Source organism: Streptomyces sp. NPDC052079, assembly GCF_040680275.1.
Classification (GTDB): Bacteria; Actinomycetota; Actinomycetes; order Streptomycetales; family Streptomycetaceae; genus Streptomyces.
The window spans coordinates 231111-248181 of the sequence record NZ_JBFAWL010000005.1; the positions used below are offsets into that span (position 1 = coordinate 231111).

Below are 17071 nucleotides of genomic sequence, written 5' to 3' on the forward strand. Positions count from 1 at the left end.
CCGTGCACGGCCACAGCGTATGGCACTCAGTGCCACGCGTAAAGGCACTCCGTACCCTCAATCGCGGTCGGGGGTCAGCCGCGCCCGAGCGCGGACTCGAGTTCCCGCACCACCCGCCAGAGCGGCGCCCCGCGCCGCGCGACGATCACCACCACGTCCTCGGGCCCTCCGGTCACCGCAGGGACCGGAGGGGCCATCCCATCGGCGAACGCCGCACGCATATGCTCCAGCGCGTGGTCCACCGCCGCCTCGGCGTCCCCCTTGCCGTCCGAACGCAGCCAGGAGCGCAGCGCGTTGTTGTGGGCCGCGACCACGGCCGCGGCGATCACATCGGCCCGCAGGATGCCGTCGCGCAGACCCGCGTAACGGGACCGCAGATACCCGGCCAGGGCCCGCTCGTAGCGCCAGACCACGGACAACTCATACGCCCGCAATCCCGGCACCTGCCGGGTGAGACGGTAGCGCTGCACGGAGAACGCCGGGTTCTCGGCGTACATCAGGAGGACCAGCCGGGCGGCGTCACAGACCTTGCGCACCGGATCGTCGTCGGGGCCCGTGGCCAGGAACGCCGTCATGTCGGCCAGACACCGCTCGTGGTCGGGGAAGACCACGTCCTCCTTGGAGGGGAAGTAGCGGAAGAAGGACCGCCGCCCCACCCCGGCGAGCGCCACGATGTCGTCGACCGTGGTCTCTTCGTAGCCCCGTTCCAGAACAGCCGGAAGGCCGCCGCCACCAGGGCGTCCCGCATCGTCGGCTGCTCGGCCTTCTCACCGCGGCCGGGAGCCGCACCGCTGGAGCTCATGCACGGAACGTAGCACCGGGAGGCAGGCGATGGCACTCAGTGCCCGCCCCACACGGAACTCAGTATCCCCGGACGCTCCCACGCAGGTCGTCCCTATGATCGAGCCACCGTCGTCCCCAGGAGCCCGCATGCCGCCCGCCCGTCCCCGCGTCCTCTATGTCACCGACCTGGCCTACCCGGCCCGCGGGCGCCGCTACTGCGACGAGGACATCTTCCTGACCTCCCGGCTGCGCGAGCACTTCGACCTCGCCCTGTGCCACCCGCGGGACGCCGTCGCCCTGATGGACGGCTTCGAGGCCGTCGTGGTCCGCAACAGCGGTCCGGTGCTGGAGTACCGGGACGCCTACGACGCGTTCCGTGAGCACGCCACCGCGACCGGCACACCGGTCTACAACCCGCTCACCGGCCGGGGCGACATGGCCGGCAAGCAGTACCTGATCGACCTGACCGCCGCCGGCCTGCCCGTGATCCCCACCGTCGACCGGCCCGGGGACCTGCACCGGCTGCCGAAGGCGGAACGGTACGTCGTCAAGCCCAGGCTCGGCGCCGACTCCATCGGACTGCGCGTCGTCCCCGCCGACGAGCTGCCCGGCCTCGTCGACGGCGACGTGCTGGTGCAGCCGCACATCGACTTCGCCTACGAGGTGTCCTTCTACTACGTCGACCACTCCTTCCAGTACGCCCTGTACGCCCCCGACCCCGAGCGGCGCTGGCAGCTGGAGCGCTACGAACCCGCCCCGGGCGACCTGGACTTCGCCCGCCGCTTCATCGAGTGGAACACCCTCGGCCACGGCATCCAGCGCGTCGACGCCTGCCGCGCGCCGGACGGCGGCCTGTTGCTGGTCGAACTGGAGGACCTCAACCCCTACCTCTCCCTCGACGCCCTCGACGACGCCGGCCGGGAGGCGTTCGTGTCGGCGATGGTGACGTCCCTGCGCCGCTTCCTCCGCGACACCGCCGGGACGGGCGGCTGAACCCGGAGGCTCCGCGTCCCGTATCTCTCCCCACAGGCGGCTCAACTCCCCGCTCGGTACGGAAGGAGAGCGATGTGACGACACCGTCCGAGCCCGGGCGGCCGCACGACGGACCGCCCCTCGAACCCGTCCGCGTCCTGCGCCCGCGCCGCACCGACGCGCTCGCGGAGCTGTTCCGGGAGTTCGAGCGGGAACAGCGGGGCGGCGACGAGCCGGTGCCGCGTCCCCAGCCCCCTGCCGGATCCGAGGACCGGACCCAGGAAATGCCGCCCGTTCCCGCCGGCCCGCCGCCGACGGTCGGGCACCCCTCCATCCAGCGCGGCACCGCGCTGGTCCTCGCCGTGGCCGCCGCCGCGCTGATCGGCTTCGGCAGCGCCCTGCTGCTCACCGACCGGAACACCGAGGACCGCGCGGCACCGGCCCCCGTGCCGTCCACCGGCCCGCCACCGGCACCGTCCTCTCCCACCGGCCAGCCCCCGGTGCCGTCCGCCCCCGCCGACCCCGGCTTTCTCCGTGAGGGCGACTCCGGCCCCGAGGTGACCGAACTGCAGCAGCGGCTGCTGCGCATCCCGGACGTCTACCGGGCGGGAGCCACCGACGGCCGCTACGACGCCACCCTCTCGGCCGCCGTCGCCCGCTTCCAGCTCTGGTACGGCATCCAGGGCGACGAGACCGGCGTCTACGGCGACGACACCCGGCTGGCACTGGAGTCCCGCACGGGCGACCCGGCGTACTGACCCCGGACGGCGGCTACCGCACGGCTACCGTTCCTCTGGCACACGGATGTCCAGCACGCACACGTCGTCGCGCCGTTCGTCCTCCAGCATCGCGTCCAGCAGCGTGCCCAGGGACCCGAGTTCGTCGTCCGGGTGGGCGGTGACGGCCTCCGCGAGCCGTGCGAGTCCCACGTCGATGTTCTCCGGGGGGCGCTCCACCAGACCGTCCGTGTAGAACAGCACCCGGTCGCCCGGTTCGAGCAGGCACTCGGCCTCCTCGAAACGCGGCGTGGCGGTCGCGCCGAGCAGCATGCCCGGGGGCCGGCGCAGATAGCTGACCTCGCCGCCGCGCACCAGCAGGGGCGGGGTGTGCCCCGCCTGGGTCCACGACAGCCGCCGCTCCGCGGGCCGGTAGCGGGCCAGGACCATGGTCGCGGTGCCGTGGGAGTCGCGGGAGTGCAGCAGCAGGGTGTTGAGCCGGGTGAGCGCGCCGGTCAGCGAGGAGCCGGTGATGACCATGCCCTTGGTGGTGAACCGCAGTTGGGCCATGGTGGCGACGGCGTCCACCCCGTGCCCGGCCACATCACCGACGACGAACAGCGCGTCGCCGTCGGGCAGTTCGATGGCGCTGAACCAGTCGCCTCCGACATGGATGTCCGCCTGCGCCGGGAGGTAGGCGACCTCGACGCGCAGCCCGGCGAGGTCCACCTTCCGCTCGGGCAGAGGCAGCAGCGCGTTCTGCAAACGCGCGACCAGGACGCGTTCGGACTGCAGCACGTCGTGCTGGGTGAGCATCGCCCGCTCGCTCTCCCTCAGGGCGAGCTCGGCCCGCCGCCGCGCGGTCAGGTCCTGCACGATGCCGTGCGCCTCGACCGGTGTGCCGCGCCCGTCGGCGACCACTTCGACCACGAGCCGCAGATGCCGGACGCCGCGCGGGCCCCGGACCCGGAACGGGACGTCGAACGGCTCCCCCTCACGGGCCAGGGCCCCGACGGCACGGCGCAGCGAGGCCCGGTCGTCCGGCAGCGCGAGTGCGGGCAGGCCGTTCAGCGGGACCGGGCCCTCGGCGGGGTCCCGGCCGAGGATCTGGAAGACCTGCGACGACCAGGACGCCTCGCCCGTCGCCAGGTTCCAGTTCGCCCAGCCGAGATTGCCCAGCCGCTGGAGTTCCGCGAGCCGCTGCTCCTGCCGGTCGGAGGAGGCGTGCCGGACCCAGGTCACGACCAGCGCGTCCTCCAGCCGGGTCACCCGTACCGAGTAGGTGGTGAGCTCGGCGGCGCCGTCCACCATCTCCTGGTGGGCGAACGGCTCGCTCTCGTACGTCTCCCCGCCCGCCATGGTGTCCAGGCAGCCCTGCCACACCGGCGCGTCCGCCAGTCCGGGCCAGACCTCCAGCAGCCGGCACCCGGTCGGGTCGTCGCCCGTGCCGCCCAGCAGGTCGGCCACCTGGGGCGTGGCGGCGTCGACACGGAAGTCCTGGGGGTCGCCGGAGGGGTCGCGCAGCGGGGTCAGCAGCATCGCCGGCACCGGCAGCGCGGCGAACAGCGCCTGGACGGCGTCCGCGGAGGCCGCGGGCGTCGGCTCCGCGGCGGAGGTGAGGGTACGCAGCCGTCCGGCGCACAGCCGTACGGCTCCCCGCAGATGGGCGCGGTCGCGCGGGGTGAAGCGGCCGGGGCGGCCACGCAGCACACCGATGCAGATCTCGGAGCCGTCCCCGGCGGACAGCGGCAGCCAGGCCCGGGACCGCCACCGCTCGGGCGGTTCACCGATCAGCAGGTAGCGCGCGCTGTCCTCGGCGAAGTCCTCCAGCCAGCGGGGTTCCCCGGCGTCCAGGGCGTCCAGCACCGCGACCCCGCTGAACGGGGGCACCTGACGCCACTGCGCTGCGAGCTGCTCGTCGACACCCGCGTGCCCGAGCAGTTCGACGCCGCCTCCGGTTCGGCGGACGTAGATCAGAACCGAGTCGGCGCCCAGGTCCGGACCGAGGTGGTCGAGCAGACAGCGGGCCAGGTGCTGGTGCGTCTCCACGTGGACGAGGGCCCGGCCGAGACAGCCCAGCGCGTCGGCGACGTCGTCGGGCGCGGAGGCGGATGCCGGCGGATCGACGGCGGGGAGACCGTCCGCCATACCGTCCTGCCGGTTCCCGGGTCGCCTCCGGGCCGTGCCGTTGCCGAACCGGGCGGGGGCCAGTTCGCCGAGGGTGATCCAGCACTCCTCGAGCAGGGTGCGACGGGCCGCCTTGGCGCGCTGGAGCAGGGTCTCGCCCGCGGTCTCGGCGGAGCAGCCGGTCAGGGCGATCACGACACCCTTGGCGCGCTCCACGACCGCCGAGGTCGCGGCCTGCTCGCGCAGCCGGTCCAGTTCGGCGCGCTGCTGGGCGACGACCCTGGCCAGTTCCACCAGGTCCGGTACGGTTCCGGACTCCTTCGGGACTATGGGCTCGCGCTTCACGCGACGAGCATCGCACACCAGTCCCGGTTCGTTGACCGGCTCGTTCCGCCGGATTCCCGGAAGGGCCGGCCCGTCGGGCTTCCGGGCGGGGCCGGAGCCCGGTCAGCGGCCGTTTTCGGCCAGGGCCCGGGTGACCGCCCGTACGCTGCGGGCGAGGTGCTGGAGCTGCATGACCTCGGCCGCGTAGAGCTTGATGGAATGCTCGATGACCCCCTCGTGCAGCCCCAGCCGGGGCAGATCGGCCCGGGCGGTCTGCAGGGCGGTGCGGGCTACCCGGATCTCGTGCTCGATCTGCAGCTGGGCGTGCCGGGCCAGCAGGACGGGGTGCCGGATGAACGCCGGGTAGCTCGCGTAGCGCGCAGGCACCAGCTCGCGCAGCCACTTGGCCGCCGAGCGTTCCCAGTCGTAGCTGCCGGGGGCCTTGACCTGGCCGGGCCAGTCGGGACCGAGGCGCGTGGACATCAGGGGCATGATCATCGCTTCCGGGTGTGCGGCGTCGTCGGCGTGGACGACGGGCTGGGGCGGCCCCGGCCTAGGGGATGACCGGGGCCGCCACGGGTGGCCGGGCAGGGGATGCCCGGCCGAACACCCTGGCCGCCGGAGCGGGTAGGACCCGGCGGCTTCGGGTGTTCGCGCAGGAGCCCGGTCGGAACCGGTGTCATCCGCGAGCAGTATTTATATATGCCACCTGGTTGGCAAGACGCATGAAAACATTCATGCGTGCTTTGATCCGGAGATGCCGCGGGCGGGCAGGCGGCGGATCAGTCCTTCAGGAAGAACTGGTGCTCATAGGCCACGTGCTCGTACTCGTCGAGCCGGGCCTGCGTCCGCTCCGGATCCGCGTCCGTCATCGCCTGGAGCAGCGCCGCGCACATCACGCCCGGAGCCGCATAGGAGTCGAAGACCAGCCGGGAACCGGTGCCGGTGGCGAAGGTGATGTCGGCCTCGTCCACCAGCGGACCCAGCGCCAGATCGGTGATCAGCGCGACCTTCAGCCCGGCGCTGCGCGCCACCCGCACCGCTGTCAGGGTCTCCTGGGCGTGCCGCGGCATGGAGAAGGCCAGCACCCAGGTGCCGCCCGCTTCCCGCGACTGCAGCAGGGCGTCGTAGGCGACACTGCCGCCCCGCGTCACAAGCCGTACGTCCGGGTGGATACGCCGGGCGGCGTAGGCGAAGTACTCGGCCAGGGAGACGGAGATGCGAAGACCGAGGACGGTGAGCGGCGTGGACGCGGACAGCGCACGTCCCGCCTCGATGACCCGGTCGGCGTCGGCGAAGTCCCGCCGCAGGTTCTCCAGGTTCTCGATCTCGGCGTCGACCGCCGCCTGGAGTTCGTTCCCCCGGATCTCCTCGGCGGGAGCGCCGGTACGGGTGCCGAGGGTGATCGACTGGAGCTTCTCCCGCAGCGCGGGGTAGCCGCTGAGGCCGACCGCCGAGGCGAACCGGGTCACCGAGGGCTGGCTCACCCCGACCCGGTCCGCGAGGTCCGTGATCGACAGGAACGCCGCCTCCGCGATGTGCTCGATCAGATACTGGGCGATGCGTCGCTGGCCGGGGGAGAGCCGGGGGCGGTCGAACAGCGCGTGGAGCTGGGCAGTCGGGGACATCTCCGTGTCCTGGCCCGCTTTCCCCGAGGTGATCGCGGATGCCTGTGCGCGTGCCTGCTGCGGCGATGGCACCGGTGTGCCTCCTTCGTCTCCCACGAGGATTCAACATAGCCGACGCACCGTGGTGACCAGCCCGCTCGCCGGAGCGCACCGGCCCGCTTTCCCGGGGATACCCACGCCTCTTCGGGGAACTCGCGGCACAGCGCGACGAATGAAACCCCAGAGCGCAACGAAGCACACCCCAGGGAGCACGAGGAGCCACCGGACATGACCGTCCCCGAGGAGAACCGGCCGAAGACCCGGGACACCGACGACACGATCGAGCAGCGTGAGGACAACGAGACGCGTGCGCAGGGCGCCACCGGCCGCACGATGCGCGAAGCACTGGAGGAGGCCGAGATCAGCCCCGACGACTACGACGAGCGCTGACCGGACCAGGAACACCCCATCCCATCCCGACCTCGACGCGACGACGATTGGGCAGGTGACACCATGAGCGCCCTGAGCGCGCTGGAAGAGGCACTGGAAAACCGATGGCAGGCGCTGTGGGCGCGCATGTCCGGCCGGGACCCGGTCGAACTCGTCGACGCCCTGCGCCGCGAGTGCGACAGCAAGGCCGTGGTGTGCCGGGCGGGCCGGGTCATGGTCCCCAACGCCTACGACGTGGAACTGGCCGGCCCCGTGCACGAGGAACTGACGCGCCGGGGCGGCCGCGTCGGGCAGGTGCTCACCGACCGGCTGGCCCGGCACGCGGCACGTCAGGGCTACGAATGGGCGGGCCCGCTCGCCGTGCACGTCCACCGGTCCGCCGACGTGCCCAACGGCCGGTACCGTGTGGCGAGCAGCGTGATGCCGCATGTCAGCGCGGACGGCTTCCAGCGGGCCGGGGCGCCGGGGCAGGGCTGACGCCCCGCGCTCAACGCCGGTAGACCGTGATCGAGTGCCCGACGTCGTCCACCGGGCGGCTGCTTCCGATCAGCTCGGCCAGCCGCCCCGCCGCCTTGGCCGCGGCGGAGTCCGACACCGCCAGGATCCCGTGCACCTCCTCGGGCGGCACCCGGAGCGGATCGTCCGCGTCGATGCCGTAGTACGAGGGCACCCCGCTGCCCTTGTAGACCAGCCAGATCCGCTCGCCCCGGTACCGGTCCCGCAGCCGGTCGGCGAGCCGGCCGAGGTCCTGGCCCCAGTCCACGTTGGAGTCGTGCAGCCGCAGCCGGGTCTTCGACGGACCGCCGAACGCCTCGTTGGAGTACGGGAGATAGTAGGGAAAGGCCCGCAGCGAGCTCACCGCGACGAACGCGACGAGCAGCGCCGTCACCGGGGGAGCCCACCGCCACCGCACCCCCGGCACGCACCCCGCCGCCACCGCCAGGAACATCGGCAGGAACACGGCGTACCGGGTGCCGAAGTCCCGTGACCCGTACATCGCGGCGGCCAGCAGGACCGCGGGTACCGGCAGCAGATGCGCCGCCGCGGGCCGCAGCCGCCGCACCGCCAGCAGTACGACGGCGCCCGCGGCCCACAGCACGAGCATGCCGAGCGGCGTCTTCACCAGCAGCGCGGCCGGCAGGTAGTACCAGAGCGAGCCGGTGTACACCCGCCCGAACAGAAAGCCCTCCCACGCCCAGTACTCGAGGTTGAACTGGACGCGCAGGCCGTCCCGGTAGGCCTCCGGGAACGGCAGCAGTTCCACGAACAGCCCCCGCAGTCCCCGCACCACGGGCACCGGCTGCTGCGGATCCCAGCGCAGCCGGGGATCCACGGTCAGGTACACGGCCCAGACCACGGCGACCGCGATCAGGGCGAACACCGCGGCGGCCGCGGCAGCCCGCCCCAGCCGGCGCCACCGGTCGCCGGTGGAGGCGCACCACACCGCCACGGCCGCCGTCAGCACCAGCACCGGCGCGGCGGGCAGCACGCTCATCTTGACGGCCAGCGCCGCCCCGAACGCGGCCGCGGCGAGCGGCAGATGGACCCGCGGTCGCCGTCGTGCCCGCCACAACAGCCACACCGAGGTCAGCACGAACCCGGCGGCCGGCACATCGAGTGTGGCCAGCGAACCGTGCGCGATCACGTCGGGGGAGAGGCAGTACAGCGCGAGCGCCACCAACGCCCCCGCCATGCCCACCAGTTCCCGCGCGAAGGCGAAGACGACCAGCCCGAACAGCAGCGTCAGGACGATCACCGGCAGGCGCGCCCAGAACATGACCCGCCACGGGTCGTTGCCCGACTCGTACAGCAGCCGCCGTCCCAACGCGCTCTGGTCGCCGTCGAATCCCGGTTCCAGGTGCGGACCGGCGACCGCCACCCCGGCGGCGATCAGCAGTTTCCCGAGCGGCGGATGCTCGGGGTTGAACCGCAGACTGTGCTCCTCCAGATACACGGCGGCCGTGCCCACGTACACGGGCTCGTCGATCGTCGGCGTCTGGCGCACCGCGGTCGTCACCATCGCCACGGCCATCTGCCCGAGCAGCAGCACCACCACCACGAGCACCGGCCACCGCCGGCCGCGGCCCCCGGGGGCGGCGCCTCCCGCACCCTCGTCGAGGACAGGCTTCCGTAAGCGCGCCGCCACCAGACCCCTCATGGGCCCCTACTGTGGCACCCCCGCCCGTACGCGCGGGGTCACAACGCCCGGCTACCGGCCACCGGCGCCCGCGCGGCGAGCTCCTCCAGCGGGCCACCGGTCAGCCGGCACACCCTCCACTCCTCCAGGAGTTCCGCCCCGAGCGACTCGTAGAACGCGATCGCCGGCTCGTTCCAGTCCAAAACCACCCACTCGAAGCGTTCGAAACCGCTCTCCCGGCAGATCTGCGCGAGAGCCGCCAGCAGGTCCCTGCCGTGACCGGCACCCCGTGTGTGCGGGCGTACGTAGAGGTCCTCCAGGTGCATCCCCCGGGTACCGGTCCAGGTCGAGAAGCGCGGGAACCACAGGGCGAAGCCCGCGATCGCGCCGGTGTCGTCGTCCTCCGCGATCAGGACGCGGGCGGCGGGGTGCTCACCGAACAGGGCGGTACGGAGCTGTTCCTCGGTGGCGCGGGCCTGCTCCGCGGCCCGTTCGTACGCGGCGAGTTCGCGGATCATGGAACGGATCTCGGGGACGTCGGCCACGGTGGCTGCTCTGATCATGGGCCAGAGCCTGCGTCAGCGGGCCGTACCACGTCCAATCCGTTCTGACTGGCGGGACGCGCCCGGCAGCGCGGACTGCGGCACCACGAGGTCGGCGCGCTCGCGGGTCGGGGCGATCAGTTCGGCGTTGCGGCGGTCCGAGCGCTCCACCCAGGCCACCGCCTCCTCGTGACTCTTGCCGAACTCCTCGTGCCGCGCGACCAGCCGGCGCAGCCGCTCCGTCTCGTCCAGTTCGCAGAACCAGACCTCGTCCAGCTGCGCCCGCACCCGCTCCCAGACACCGCAGCCCAGCAGCAGGTAGTTGCCCTCCGTCACCACCAGCCGGACGGCCGGTTCCACCGGGACCGCTCCCGCGAGCGGCTGCTCCAGCACCCGCTCGAAGCCGGGGGCGTACACGACATCGCCGTACTCCTCCTCGCGCAGCCGCCGCAGCAGCGCCGCGTAGCCTGCCGCGTCGAAGGTGTCCGGGGCGCCCTTGCGGTCACGGCGGCCGAGACGGTCGAGTTCGGCGTCGGCGAGGTGGAAGCCGTCCATCGGCACATGCGCCACCCACGGCTCCCCGGTGCCGTTCAGCTCCCGCACCAGCCGCGCGGCGAGTGTGGATTTGCCCGCGCCCGGGCTGCCGGCGATGCCGAGGATCGCGCGCCGCCCCTCCCGGGGGAGATCACGGGCACGGCGGAGGAGGTCGTCGAAGGTCAGCGCCACACGGGAGAGTGTGTCACCTGGGAAGCGGGCGGTCCTCCGCCGAGTGGCCCGCGCCGCCCGCAGACCGGCGCCGCAGGGGGAACCGTGTCCGGTATGACGGATCTGGGTCTGCCCGATGACATCCTCGCCTGCCTCTTCGATCTCGACGGCGTCGTCACGAGGACGGCCGATGTGCACGCGGCCGCCTGGAAGCAGACGTTCGACGACTTCCTCCGGGCGCGGGAAGGCGACGCCTTCCGGCCCTTCACCGACGCCGACTACGACGCGTACGTCGACGGCCTCCCGCGCGCCGACGGCGTACGCACCTTCCTCGCCTCCCGTGACATCACACTGCCCGAGGGCGCACCGGACGACCCGCCCGACGCCGACACCGTGCACGGCCTCGGCAACCGCAAGAACGAACTGCTGCTGGAGAGGATCCGCGCCGGCGGCGTGACGGCCTACGACGGAACCCTGCGCTACATCGAGGCGGTCCGCGCCCGGGGACTGCGCACGGCGATTGTCTCCTCCAGCGCCAACTGCCGTGAGGTACTGCGGTCGATCCACGCCGAGCACCTCTTCGACGTCCGGATCGACGGGGTGGTCGCCGCCGAGCGCGGCCTGCCGGGGAAACCGCGGCCCGACACCTTCCTCGCCGCCGCCCGGGACCTCGGTGTGGAACCGTCCCGCGCCGCGGTGTTCGAGGACGCGCTCGCCGGCATGGACGCGGGCCGCGCCGGAGGCTTCGGATACGTCGTCGGCGTCGACCGGGCGGGCCGGGCCGACGCCCTGTACGCGCACGGCGCCGACGTGGTCGTCACGGATGTGGCCGAACTCCTGGGTGATCGGTGAGCGAGCGGGGGCCTTCCGGGTGGGATGAGACGGTTGGCTGTATATCGCCCTGCGTGCCCGTTCCCTGCGGGTTAGGTTGGCCATGATCTTCGGACGCCCGGTCATGCGGCCCTCACACCGCACGGCTCTGCGACCCGGCGCCCCTGACGTGCGCGAACGAAGGACGGACGATGACCGACGGCGCCGGCGCCCTGCTCGCCGCGGCACGACGACGCGAGCAGCGGTCCGGGCGGGACGCCTCCGGGAACGCACGCGCCGGCCGACCGCTAGCGGTGCTCGCCGCCGTCTTCACCCTCACCCAACTCGCCCTGGTCCGCCCCGTGCTGGGCCTCGGCTGGGACGAGATCGTCTACATCAGCCAGGTCACCTCCCACCATCCGGCCGCCTTCTTCAGCGCACCGCGCTCCCGGGGCGTCTCCCTTCTGGTGGCACCCGTGGCGTCCTGGTCCGAGTCCACCGTGCTGCTGCGCGTCTACCTCGCCCTGCTCTCCGGCGTCGGCCTCCACCTGGCCTTCCACGCCTGGCGCGGTCTCTTCCCGACCCGGGTCCTGGTCACCGCGGGCGCCGTCTTCGCCTCCCTGTGGGTGACCCTCTTCTACGGCCCTCAGGCCATGCCCAACTACTGGGTCGCCGTCGGCGCGCTGATCGCCGTGGGCGGCTTCCTGCGCCATCGCGCGGACCTGGGGCCTGTGGCGAAAGTCCCGTCTGCCGGGCGGACGACGGGACCTTCGCCCCAGGCCCCCGCGTCCGGCGGCCCGCTGTGGGCCGTCGCGGCGGGGACCGCGCTCATGGCGTTGATGCGGCCCACGGACGCCCTCTGGGTGGCCGTCCCGCTGCTCGTCGTCGCCCTCGCCGGCCGGCACCGGCGGTCACTGCTCGCCCTCGCCGGCGGCCTGGCCGCGGGCGGGGCCCCCTGGGTGATCGAGGCGTACACGGCCTTCGGAGGCCTCGGGGAGCGGCTGGCCGAGGCCTCCCGCATCCAGGGCGGGCTCGGCCGGCACATCGCCGTGGACGACCAGCTGCGCAGCCTGGGCGGCCGCGCCCTGTGCCGGCCGTGCACCGGGGCGATGCCCCACCCGGTGATCACCCTGTGGTGGTTCGTCCTGCCGCTGCTCGCCATCCTCGGCCTGGTCCTCGCCGTGCGGGCCCGCCGCACCCTGCGCACCCTGCTTCCGCTGGCCTGTGCCACCACCGCCGCGTTCCCGTACCTCTTCATGATCGAGTACGCGGCACCCCGCTTCCTGCAGCCCGCCTACGCCCTGCTCGCGATCCCGGTCGCCGACGCCCTGTGGCACCTGGTCACGGCACCGCGCGGGAGGTGGCGGACGACCGCGAGGACCCTGGTCGCGCTCGCGCTCGCGGGCCATCTCACCGTCCAGCTGACCGTCCTGGTGTACACCGTGGACCGCAACATCGACAGCCGCCGCGACTGGGCCCGTACGGCCGACGCACTGCACCGGCTGGGAGTCCGCCCGCCCTGTCTGATCACCGGCCGCGAGGCCATCCCCGTCGGCTACTACACCGGCTGCTCCTCCGGGGCCACCTCCGGCAACAACGAGAACACCACGGCCGCCGAGATCCTGCGCACCGCCGACCGCATCCCGGTCGCCACGCTCACCGCCCCCGGCGGCACCCCGCCCGGCTACGCCCGGCCCTGGCCCGCCCACCGGATCGGCGACTTCGACGTCCGCATCGCCCCGGCCCCGGGTTCCGGCACGCCCCGGTGACGTCGGCCCGGGGTGGTTTTTGACCTCACCGGAGCCCTCCCGGCCGTCCGGCGCACGGGATGGCGCACGGGATGGCGCATGGGATTAGGGAGCGCGTGAGGGGAAACGCGGACCGGATACCCGAGCCGAAACGAGCCGACGCAGCGCGACCAGGGAGGACGCCATGGGAACCAACCCGATGGCCGACGACGCCTACCAGCCCACCTACGAAGAGCAGGAAGACGCCGCGCCGCTCGACATGCAGGACGCTGTCGACGAACGTACCTACGACGACACCCTCGAGGAGGGCTACTCCCCGCCGGAGAAGCCGCTCGGCGTCACCAAGCACGGCACCACGGCCGCCGAGCAGCACGACCGCGAGACCCTCGACGAGCGACTGGCCCAGGAGGTGCCGGACCCCGCGTCCGCCGCGGACGAGGCGGGCGACGTGACCGGCGAGGACGAAACGGTCGACGCGGAGGCCGGCACCAGCCGCGCCGGACGCCTGGTCGCCCCCGACAAGGGTGTCCTGCCGGACACCACCAAGGAGACCGTCGCCGACGACGTGGGCATCGACGGCGGAGCCGCGGGCGCGGAGGAGGCCGCGGTGCACGTCGTCGACGAGACGGCGCTCCCGGAGGACCGGGACACCACCTGACCGGGCACCGGATACGGCGCGCCGACGTCCGTGCACGCACGGGAGCCGGCGGCGCCGTCCTGCCCAGGGGCGGGCGCGGATTCAGGGAAGCATCTTCTCCAGGGCGACGGGCCCCTCTTCGGCGAGCTTGCGCTCGGCCCATGCGAGGTTCTCGGGGGTGAGGTCCTTGCCGGAGGCAAGAACCAGGTCCTCCGGCGACACATCGGTGCCGGTGCGGGCGCGGAGCAGGCTGTCCGGGGTGGCACGGTCCTCGGACTGCTCGGACGCGTCGGGCTGGGACGTCGACATCTTTGGCTCCTCGGGTCTGCTGTTGCGGCCCCGGTGCTGTCATCGGGTCCGATACTCCACCATTCAACGCGGGAGACCGCCGTGCATCCGGAACGCTCACGGCACCGCGGTGAAGGGCCGCCTCCTGGCTCCCGGGGTACCTTCCCGGCCCCACCGGAAACCTGCCCCGGCTCCGGCCCTGGAACTGCCTCAGAACTCCGTCAGCGTCAGCCGCAGGCCCGTCGGCGCGGTGTCCTGGATGTACGAGGCGAAGTCGGCCACGTCGTCGAAGGCGAAGCCGTACGCCCGGCCGTCCTCCGTCGCCGCGTGCATGGCCTTGGAGTAGTGGTTGGTGATCTCGGTCCGGTAGAAGTCCGAGGCGTCGGTCGTCGGCTGGTCGGGGTGGCTGAGCAGCGTCGACCGGTTGAAGCCGGCGCCGAGCACCGCGGCGACCGGACCGGTGGTGCCGTCGTTGGGGGCGGCGAGGGCGCCGTCGCAGAAGAGGACGTCGCGCGTGGACGGCTTGCCGAAGGAGACCTGGGCGGGCCCGTCGAAGGTGAACCGGTCACCGCGAACCCGGCCGGTGAAGGTGCCCGCGTTGGTGGTGATCTTGAGGTCGCGGCCGGTGTAGGTGCTCCATACCTCGTCGATGTACGGGGCGAGGTAGTCCTTGGCGAACAGACCGGCGTCCAGTCCGTGGCCGGGGGCGATGATCCGCGTGTCGTCCACCACCAGCGGGGAGAACGCCTCGACCTCCTTGACGGCGGCGAACGCCGCCGCGCGCCCGCCCTCGCGAATCGTGCCGGTCGTCTGGTCCTGGGAGCCGGTGAGCCTGATGCTCAGCGGCACGCTGAGCATGTCGACCATCGTCGTGTTGCAGAACATGCCCGAGGAGTTGTAGGTGAACTCCGCACAGTCGTGCAGCACGCCGTAGTTCGGGTCGGAGGTGACCCAGCCGGCCGGGTACTGCAGCGCGGCGTTGCCGTTGCCGTCGGTGACCGCCTTGAACTTGAGCTTCGCGCCGAGGGAGACGTAGATCCGGCCGGACATGTACGGCAGGGAGAGCTTGGTCTCGCCGCTGCCGGACAGGCTGATGGCGTAGTCGGTGAAGCCGTCGGGGCCGTTGTCGGAGGCGGCGACGGGGACGACGGTGCCCTCGGGGGTGAGCCGCACCTGGCGCCCGTCCGCGTTGCCGACGACGTAGAGGTGCACGTTGGCGTTGTCGAAGGAACCGCTGTTGTTGACGATCGTCAGCGGCAGGGATCCGGCCGCTGCCGTGCCCGCCTTCGGCTTTCCGGACTGGTCCGCCAGCGCGTGCGGGGCGATCATCGCCGCCGCGGGGAGGGCCACGGCGGCTCCGCCCAGAGCGAAGAGGACCTTGCGGCGGCCGAGGTTGCGCTGATGACGAGGAGTCATGTGGGGGGTCTCCTGTAGGGCTCATGCGGGTTCCTGACGGCGCCGGCCGACATGGGGAGGCATCTAAGAGAGCGCTCTCAGAAGTGCGTCGGGGTGGGCGCGCGGGGTCGATGGTAGGGACACCGGCGGACCCCCGCCAGCGGTCCGACTTGTCCTCAACCTGCCCTGACCTGCGGTTACTTGAACGAACGACGAAGCGTCCCCGATTGCTTAACCGGCGTTTAAGGGGCTCTTAAGCCGGGCGGGCCCGGGCGACACGGAGTGCGCCGGGACCGCTCCGTTCCGCAGTCGGCGGACACGGCCGCGCGGGCCGCGCTCAGGGCGCCCCGCCGTCCAGCAGTGACTCGGCCGTGGCCAGGATCCGCGTGATCCGCAGGGCGAACGCCGCGTCACAGGGGTGCGGTATGCCGGTCCGGGCAGCGGTGAGCAGGGCGTCCACGGCCCGGGTGACGGCGGGGACGGCTCCGTCCGAGGACTCCGGGAGCAGGGTGACCCCCGCCTCGCCGTGCAGTTCGACTGTGGCGCCGGCCGCGGCCGGGGGCGCGGTCAGGCTCAAGGTCAGGCTGCTGGACGCGCCGCTCTCGTGGTCGAGGACCAGATGGATGGTGTCACCGGGGCCGTATGCCGCCGCCGTCACCCTGCGCGGTTCCCCGAGCACCGGAAGCAGTATGGACAGGGCGTGCGGGCCGACGTCCCACAGGGCGCCCTTCTCCCGCCGCCACGGCGAGGCGCCGAAGGGACTGTCCGCGGCGGTGAACACCGCCCCGAGCCACTGCGCCCGCCCGGTGAACCAGCCACCGGCGCGGGCCTGTTCGCCGATCCACGCCTCAGGACCGGGCTGGAAACGGGTGGTGAAGAAGACCACCGAGGCGACCCCGGCCCGCTCGGCGGCCTCGACCACCGCCCGGCCCTCGGCGACCGTCGGTGCGAGCGGCTTGTCGAGGAGCAGATGGCATCCCGCCCGCGCCGCGCGCACGGCCAGCTCCGCCTGCACCGCCGGCGGCAGCGCTACGGCGACAGCGTCCACGTCGGCGAGGAGCGTGTCGAGGTCGTCGTAGGCCCGGGTGCCGTGCAGCCTGGCCAGCTCCGCGGCGGCGTCCGGACGGCGGCCCCACACTCCGATGAAGTCGAGGTCCGGGTGCCCGCTCAGAGCGGGGGCGTGTGCCACCCGCGCCCAGGGCCCGGTGCCCAGCAGTCCGATCCGCATGCCGCCGCCTCTCCCGCGGGCCGGCGTCCGCCGGACCCGAGCGCTGCTCGTGCTCGGGTCAGAACGATGATCCCTGCCGAAATGCCATGTCAACAGTGAGCTGCCGGGAGAGGCGGGGCGGCGGGTTCAGTTCCCGGGCTGGTTGATGTTGACCATCCAGGGAATGCCGAAGCGGTCCGTGCACATCCCGAACACGTCACCCCACATCTGCTTCTCCAGCGGCACGGACACCGAGCCGCTCCCGGACAGCTTGTCCCAGTAACCGCGCAGCGTTCCCTCCTCCTCGCCGCTGAGGCTCACGGCGAAGTTGTTGCCCGGGTTGTACTGCATGCCCGGTGGCATGTCGGCGCCCATCAGGGTGAAGCCCTCGGCGCTCTTCAGCATGCCGTGCATGATCTTGTCGGACCCCTCGGCCCCGGGCTGCCCGACGTCGCCGAAGGTGTTGAGACGCAGCTCGCCGCCGAAGACCTCCTTGTAGAACTCCATCGCCTGCCGCGCGTTCCCGTCGAAACTCAGGTACGGGTTGAGGAGCAAGGCCATACGTACCTCCCGAAACGGTGCATAGGGTCGACTGCGCGCAGCGTAGCGCCGAGCACCCACGC

The 17071-nt window shown here is 72.6% G+C and carries 17 protein-coding genes and 1 pseudogene; 7 read left to right on the forward strand and 11 right to left on the reverse strand.

The genetic code is table 11. The features are described from left to right. Positions 1-74: 74 nt before the first annotated feature. Positions 75-802 (reverse strand): annotated as a pseudogene (locus AB0L56_RS11940) (TetR family transcriptional regulator). Between the two features lie 128 nt (positions 803-930). Here AB0L56_RS11940 and AB0L56_RS11945 point away from each other — a divergent pair. Both AB0L56_RS11945 and AB0L56_RS11950 read left to right on the forward strand, forming a co-directional pair. After that, positions 931-1776 (forward strand): hypothetical protein, encoded by an 846-nt coding sequence (locus AB0L56_RS11945; RefSeq protein WP_361025325.1) that lies wholly within the window; start codon positions 931-933, stop codon positions 1774-1776. Positions 1777-1850: 74 nt separating this feature from the next. Next, a complete protein-coding gene (locus tag AB0L56_RS11950) occupies positions 1851-2513 on the forward strand; it encodes a peptidoglycan-binding domain-containing protein (protein ID WP_365421897.1) in 663 nt (220 codons plus the stop codon). 24 nt (positions 2514-2537) lie between these two features. Here the strand turns inward: AB0L56_RS11950 and AB0L56_RS11955 are convergent, their stop codons facing one another. From AB0L56_RS11955 to AB0L56_RS11965, 3 genes are all read right to left on the reverse strand, one after another. After that, positions 2538-4943 carry a SpoIIE family protein phosphatase gene (locus AB0L56_RS11955; protein WP_365421899.1) on the reverse strand — a complete coding sequence of 802 codons (2406 nt, stop codon included), beginning with the start codon at positions 4941-4943 and terminating at the stop codon, positions 2538-2540. Positions 4944-5045: 102 nt separating this feature from the next. Beyond that, positions 5046-5420, reverse strand: coding sequence for a hypothetical protein (locus tag AB0L56_RS11960; protein WP_361025331.1), 375 nt, complete (start codon positions 5418-5420; stop codon positions 5046-5048). Between the two features lie 284 nt (positions 5421-5704). Continuing rightward, positions 5705-6622: a MurR/RpiR family transcriptional regulator gene (locus tag AB0L56_RS11965; RefSeq protein ID WP_361025334.1), complete on the reverse strand. Its 918-nt coding sequence runs from the start codon at positions 6620-6622 to the stop codon at positions 5705-5707. Between the two features lie 195 nt (positions 6623-6817). Here AB0L56_RS11965 and AB0L56_RS11970 point away from each other — a divergent pair, with 195 nt between their 5' ends. Beyond that, entirely contained in the window at positions 6818-6979 is a 162-nt protein-coding gene (locus AB0L56_RS11970; RefSeq protein ID WP_365421903.1) for a hypothetical protein, read from the forward strand. A 63-nt stretch (positions 6980-7042) separates the two neighbouring features. Then, positions 7043-7456: a DUF3662 domain-containing protein gene (locus AB0L56_RS11975; RefSeq protein ID WP_365421906.1), complete on the forward strand. Its 414-nt coding sequence runs from the start codon at positions 7043-7045 to the stop codon at positions 7454-7456. Positions 7457-7466: 10 nt separating this feature from the next. Here AB0L56_RS11975 and AB0L56_RS11980 read toward each other — a convergent pair whose 3' ends face one another. The 3 genes from AB0L56_RS11980 to AB0L56_RS11990 form a co-directional block, all read right to left on the reverse strand. Continuing rightward, positions 7467-9011, reverse strand: coding sequence for a phospholipid carrier-dependent glycosyltransferase (locus tag AB0L56_RS11980; RefSeq protein WP_365422101.1), 1545 nt, complete (start codon positions 9009-9011; stop codon positions 7467-7469). Between the two features lie 164 nt (positions 9012-9175). Further along, positions 9176-9679, reverse strand: coding sequence for a GNAT family N-acetyltransferase (locus tag AB0L56_RS11985; protein ID WP_365421908.1), 504 nt, complete (start codon positions 9677-9679; stop codon positions 9176-9178). A 15-nt stretch (positions 9680-9694) separates the two neighbouring features. Further along, positions 9695-10384, reverse strand: coding sequence for a nucleoside/nucleotide kinase family protein (locus tag AB0L56_RS11990; RefSeq protein ID WP_365421911.1), 690 nt, complete (start codon positions 10382-10384; stop codon positions 9695-9697). 93 nt (positions 10385-10477) lie between these two features. Between AB0L56_RS11990 and AB0L56_RS11995 the strand changes: the two genes are divergently transcribed. From AB0L56_RS11995 to AB0L56_RS12005, 3 genes are all read left to right on the forward strand, one after another. Further along, positions 10478-11215: a beta-phosphoglucomutase family hydrolase gene (locus AB0L56_RS11995; protein WP_365421914.1), complete on the forward strand. Its 738-nt coding sequence runs from the start codon at positions 10478-10480 to the stop codon at positions 11213-11215. A 170-nt stretch (positions 11216-11385) separates the two neighbouring features. Next, positions 11386-12942: a hypothetical protein gene (locus AB0L56_RS12000; protein ID WP_365421916.1), complete on the forward strand. Its 1557-nt coding sequence runs from the start codon at positions 11386-11388 to the stop codon at positions 12940-12942. Between the two features lie 163 nt (positions 12943-13105). Then, positions 13106-13579, forward strand: coding sequence for a DUF5709 domain-containing protein (locus AB0L56_RS12005; protein WP_361025355.1), 474 nt, complete (start codon positions 13106-13108; stop codon positions 13577-13579). Positions 13580-13660: 81 nt separating this feature from the next. Here AB0L56_RS12005 and AB0L56_RS12010 read toward each other — a convergent pair whose 3' ends face one another. The 4 genes from AB0L56_RS12010 to AB0L56_RS12025 all read right to left on the reverse strand — a co-directional run bounded on the left by AB0L56_RS12010 (position 13661) and on the right by AB0L56_RS12025 (position 17009). Next, positions 13661-13867 (reverse strand): hypothetical protein, encoded by a 207-nt coding sequence (locus tag AB0L56_RS12010; protein ID WP_361025358.1) that lies wholly within the window; start codon positions 13865-13867, stop codon positions 13661-13663. A 189-nt stretch (positions 13868-14056) separates the two neighbouring features. Continuing rightward, positions 14057-15262 carry a glycoside hydrolase family 64 protein gene (locus AB0L56_RS12015; RefSeq protein WP_365421921.1) on the reverse strand — a complete coding sequence of 402 codons (1206 nt, stop codon included), beginning with the start codon at positions 15260-15262 and terminating at the stop codon, positions 14057-14059. Positions 15263-15578: 316 nt separating this feature from the next. Then, the gene (locus AB0L56_RS12020) at positions 15579-16469 is read right to left on the reverse strand and encodes a Gfo/Idh/MocA family oxidoreductase (RefSeq protein WP_365421924.1); all 891 of its coding nucleotides are present in this window, start codon (positions 16467-16469) and stop codon (positions 15579-15581) included. 126 nt (positions 16470-16595) lie between these two features. Continuing rightward, complete coding sequence (locus tag AB0L56_RS12025; protein WP_361025367.1) at positions 16596-17009, reverse strand: VOC family protein; 414 nt, start codon at positions 17007-17009, stop codon at positions 16596-16598. Positions 17010-17071 lie beyond the last annotated feature (62 nt).

Coding starts and splice junctions, on each gene's coding strand:
- AB0L56_RS12005 (WP_361025355.1), top strand. CDS start 13,106: ATGGGAACCAACCCGATGGCCGACGACGCCTACCAGCCCACCTACGAA.
- AB0L56_RS12010 (WP_361025358.1), bottom strand. CDS start 13,867: ATGTCGACGTCCCAGCCCGACGCGTCCGAGCAGTCCGAGGACCGTGCC.
- AB0L56_RS12025 (WP_361025367.1), bottom strand. CDS start 17,009: ATGGCCTTGCTCCTCAACCCGTACCTGAGTTTCGACGGGAACGCGCGG.
- AB0L56_RS12020 (WP_365421924.1), bottom strand. CDS start 16,469: ATGCGGATCGGACTGCTGGGCACCGGGCCCTGGGCGCGGGTGGCACAC.
- AB0L56_RS11985 (WP_365421908.1), bottom strand. CDS start 9,679: ATGATCAGAGCAGCCACCGTGGCCGACGTCCCCGAGATCCGTTCCATG.
- AB0L56_RS11995 (WP_365421914.1), top strand. CDS start 10,478: ATGACGGATCTGGGTCTGCCCGATGACATCCTCGCCTGCCTCTTCGAT.
- AB0L56_RS11970 (WP_365421903.1), top strand. CDS start 6,818: ATGACCGTCCCCGAGGAGAACCGGCCGAAGACCCGGGACACCGACGAC.
- AB0L56_RS12015 (WP_365421921.1), bottom strand. CDS start 15,262: ATGACTCCTCGTCATCAGCGCAACCTCGGCCGCCGCAAGGTCCTCTTC.
- AB0L56_RS11945 (WP_361025325.1), top strand. CDS start 931: ATGCCGCCCGCCCGTCCCCGCGTCCTCTATGTCACCGACCTGGCCTAC.
- AB0L56_RS11975 (WP_365421906.1), top strand. CDS start 7,043: ATGAGCGCCCTGAGCGCGCTGGAAGAGGCACTGGAAAACCGATGGCAG.
- AB0L56_RS11960 (WP_361025331.1), bottom strand. CDS start 5,420: ATGATCATGCCCCTGATGTCCACGCGCCTCGGTCCCGACTGGCCCGGC.
- AB0L56_RS12000 (WP_365421916.1), top strand. CDS start 11,386: ATGACCGACGGCGCCGGCGCCCTGCTCGCCGCGGCACGACGACGCGAG.
- AB0L56_RS11980 (WP_365422101.1), bottom strand. CDS start 9,011: ATGGCCGTGGCGATGGTGACGACCGCGGTGCGCCAGACGCCGACGATC.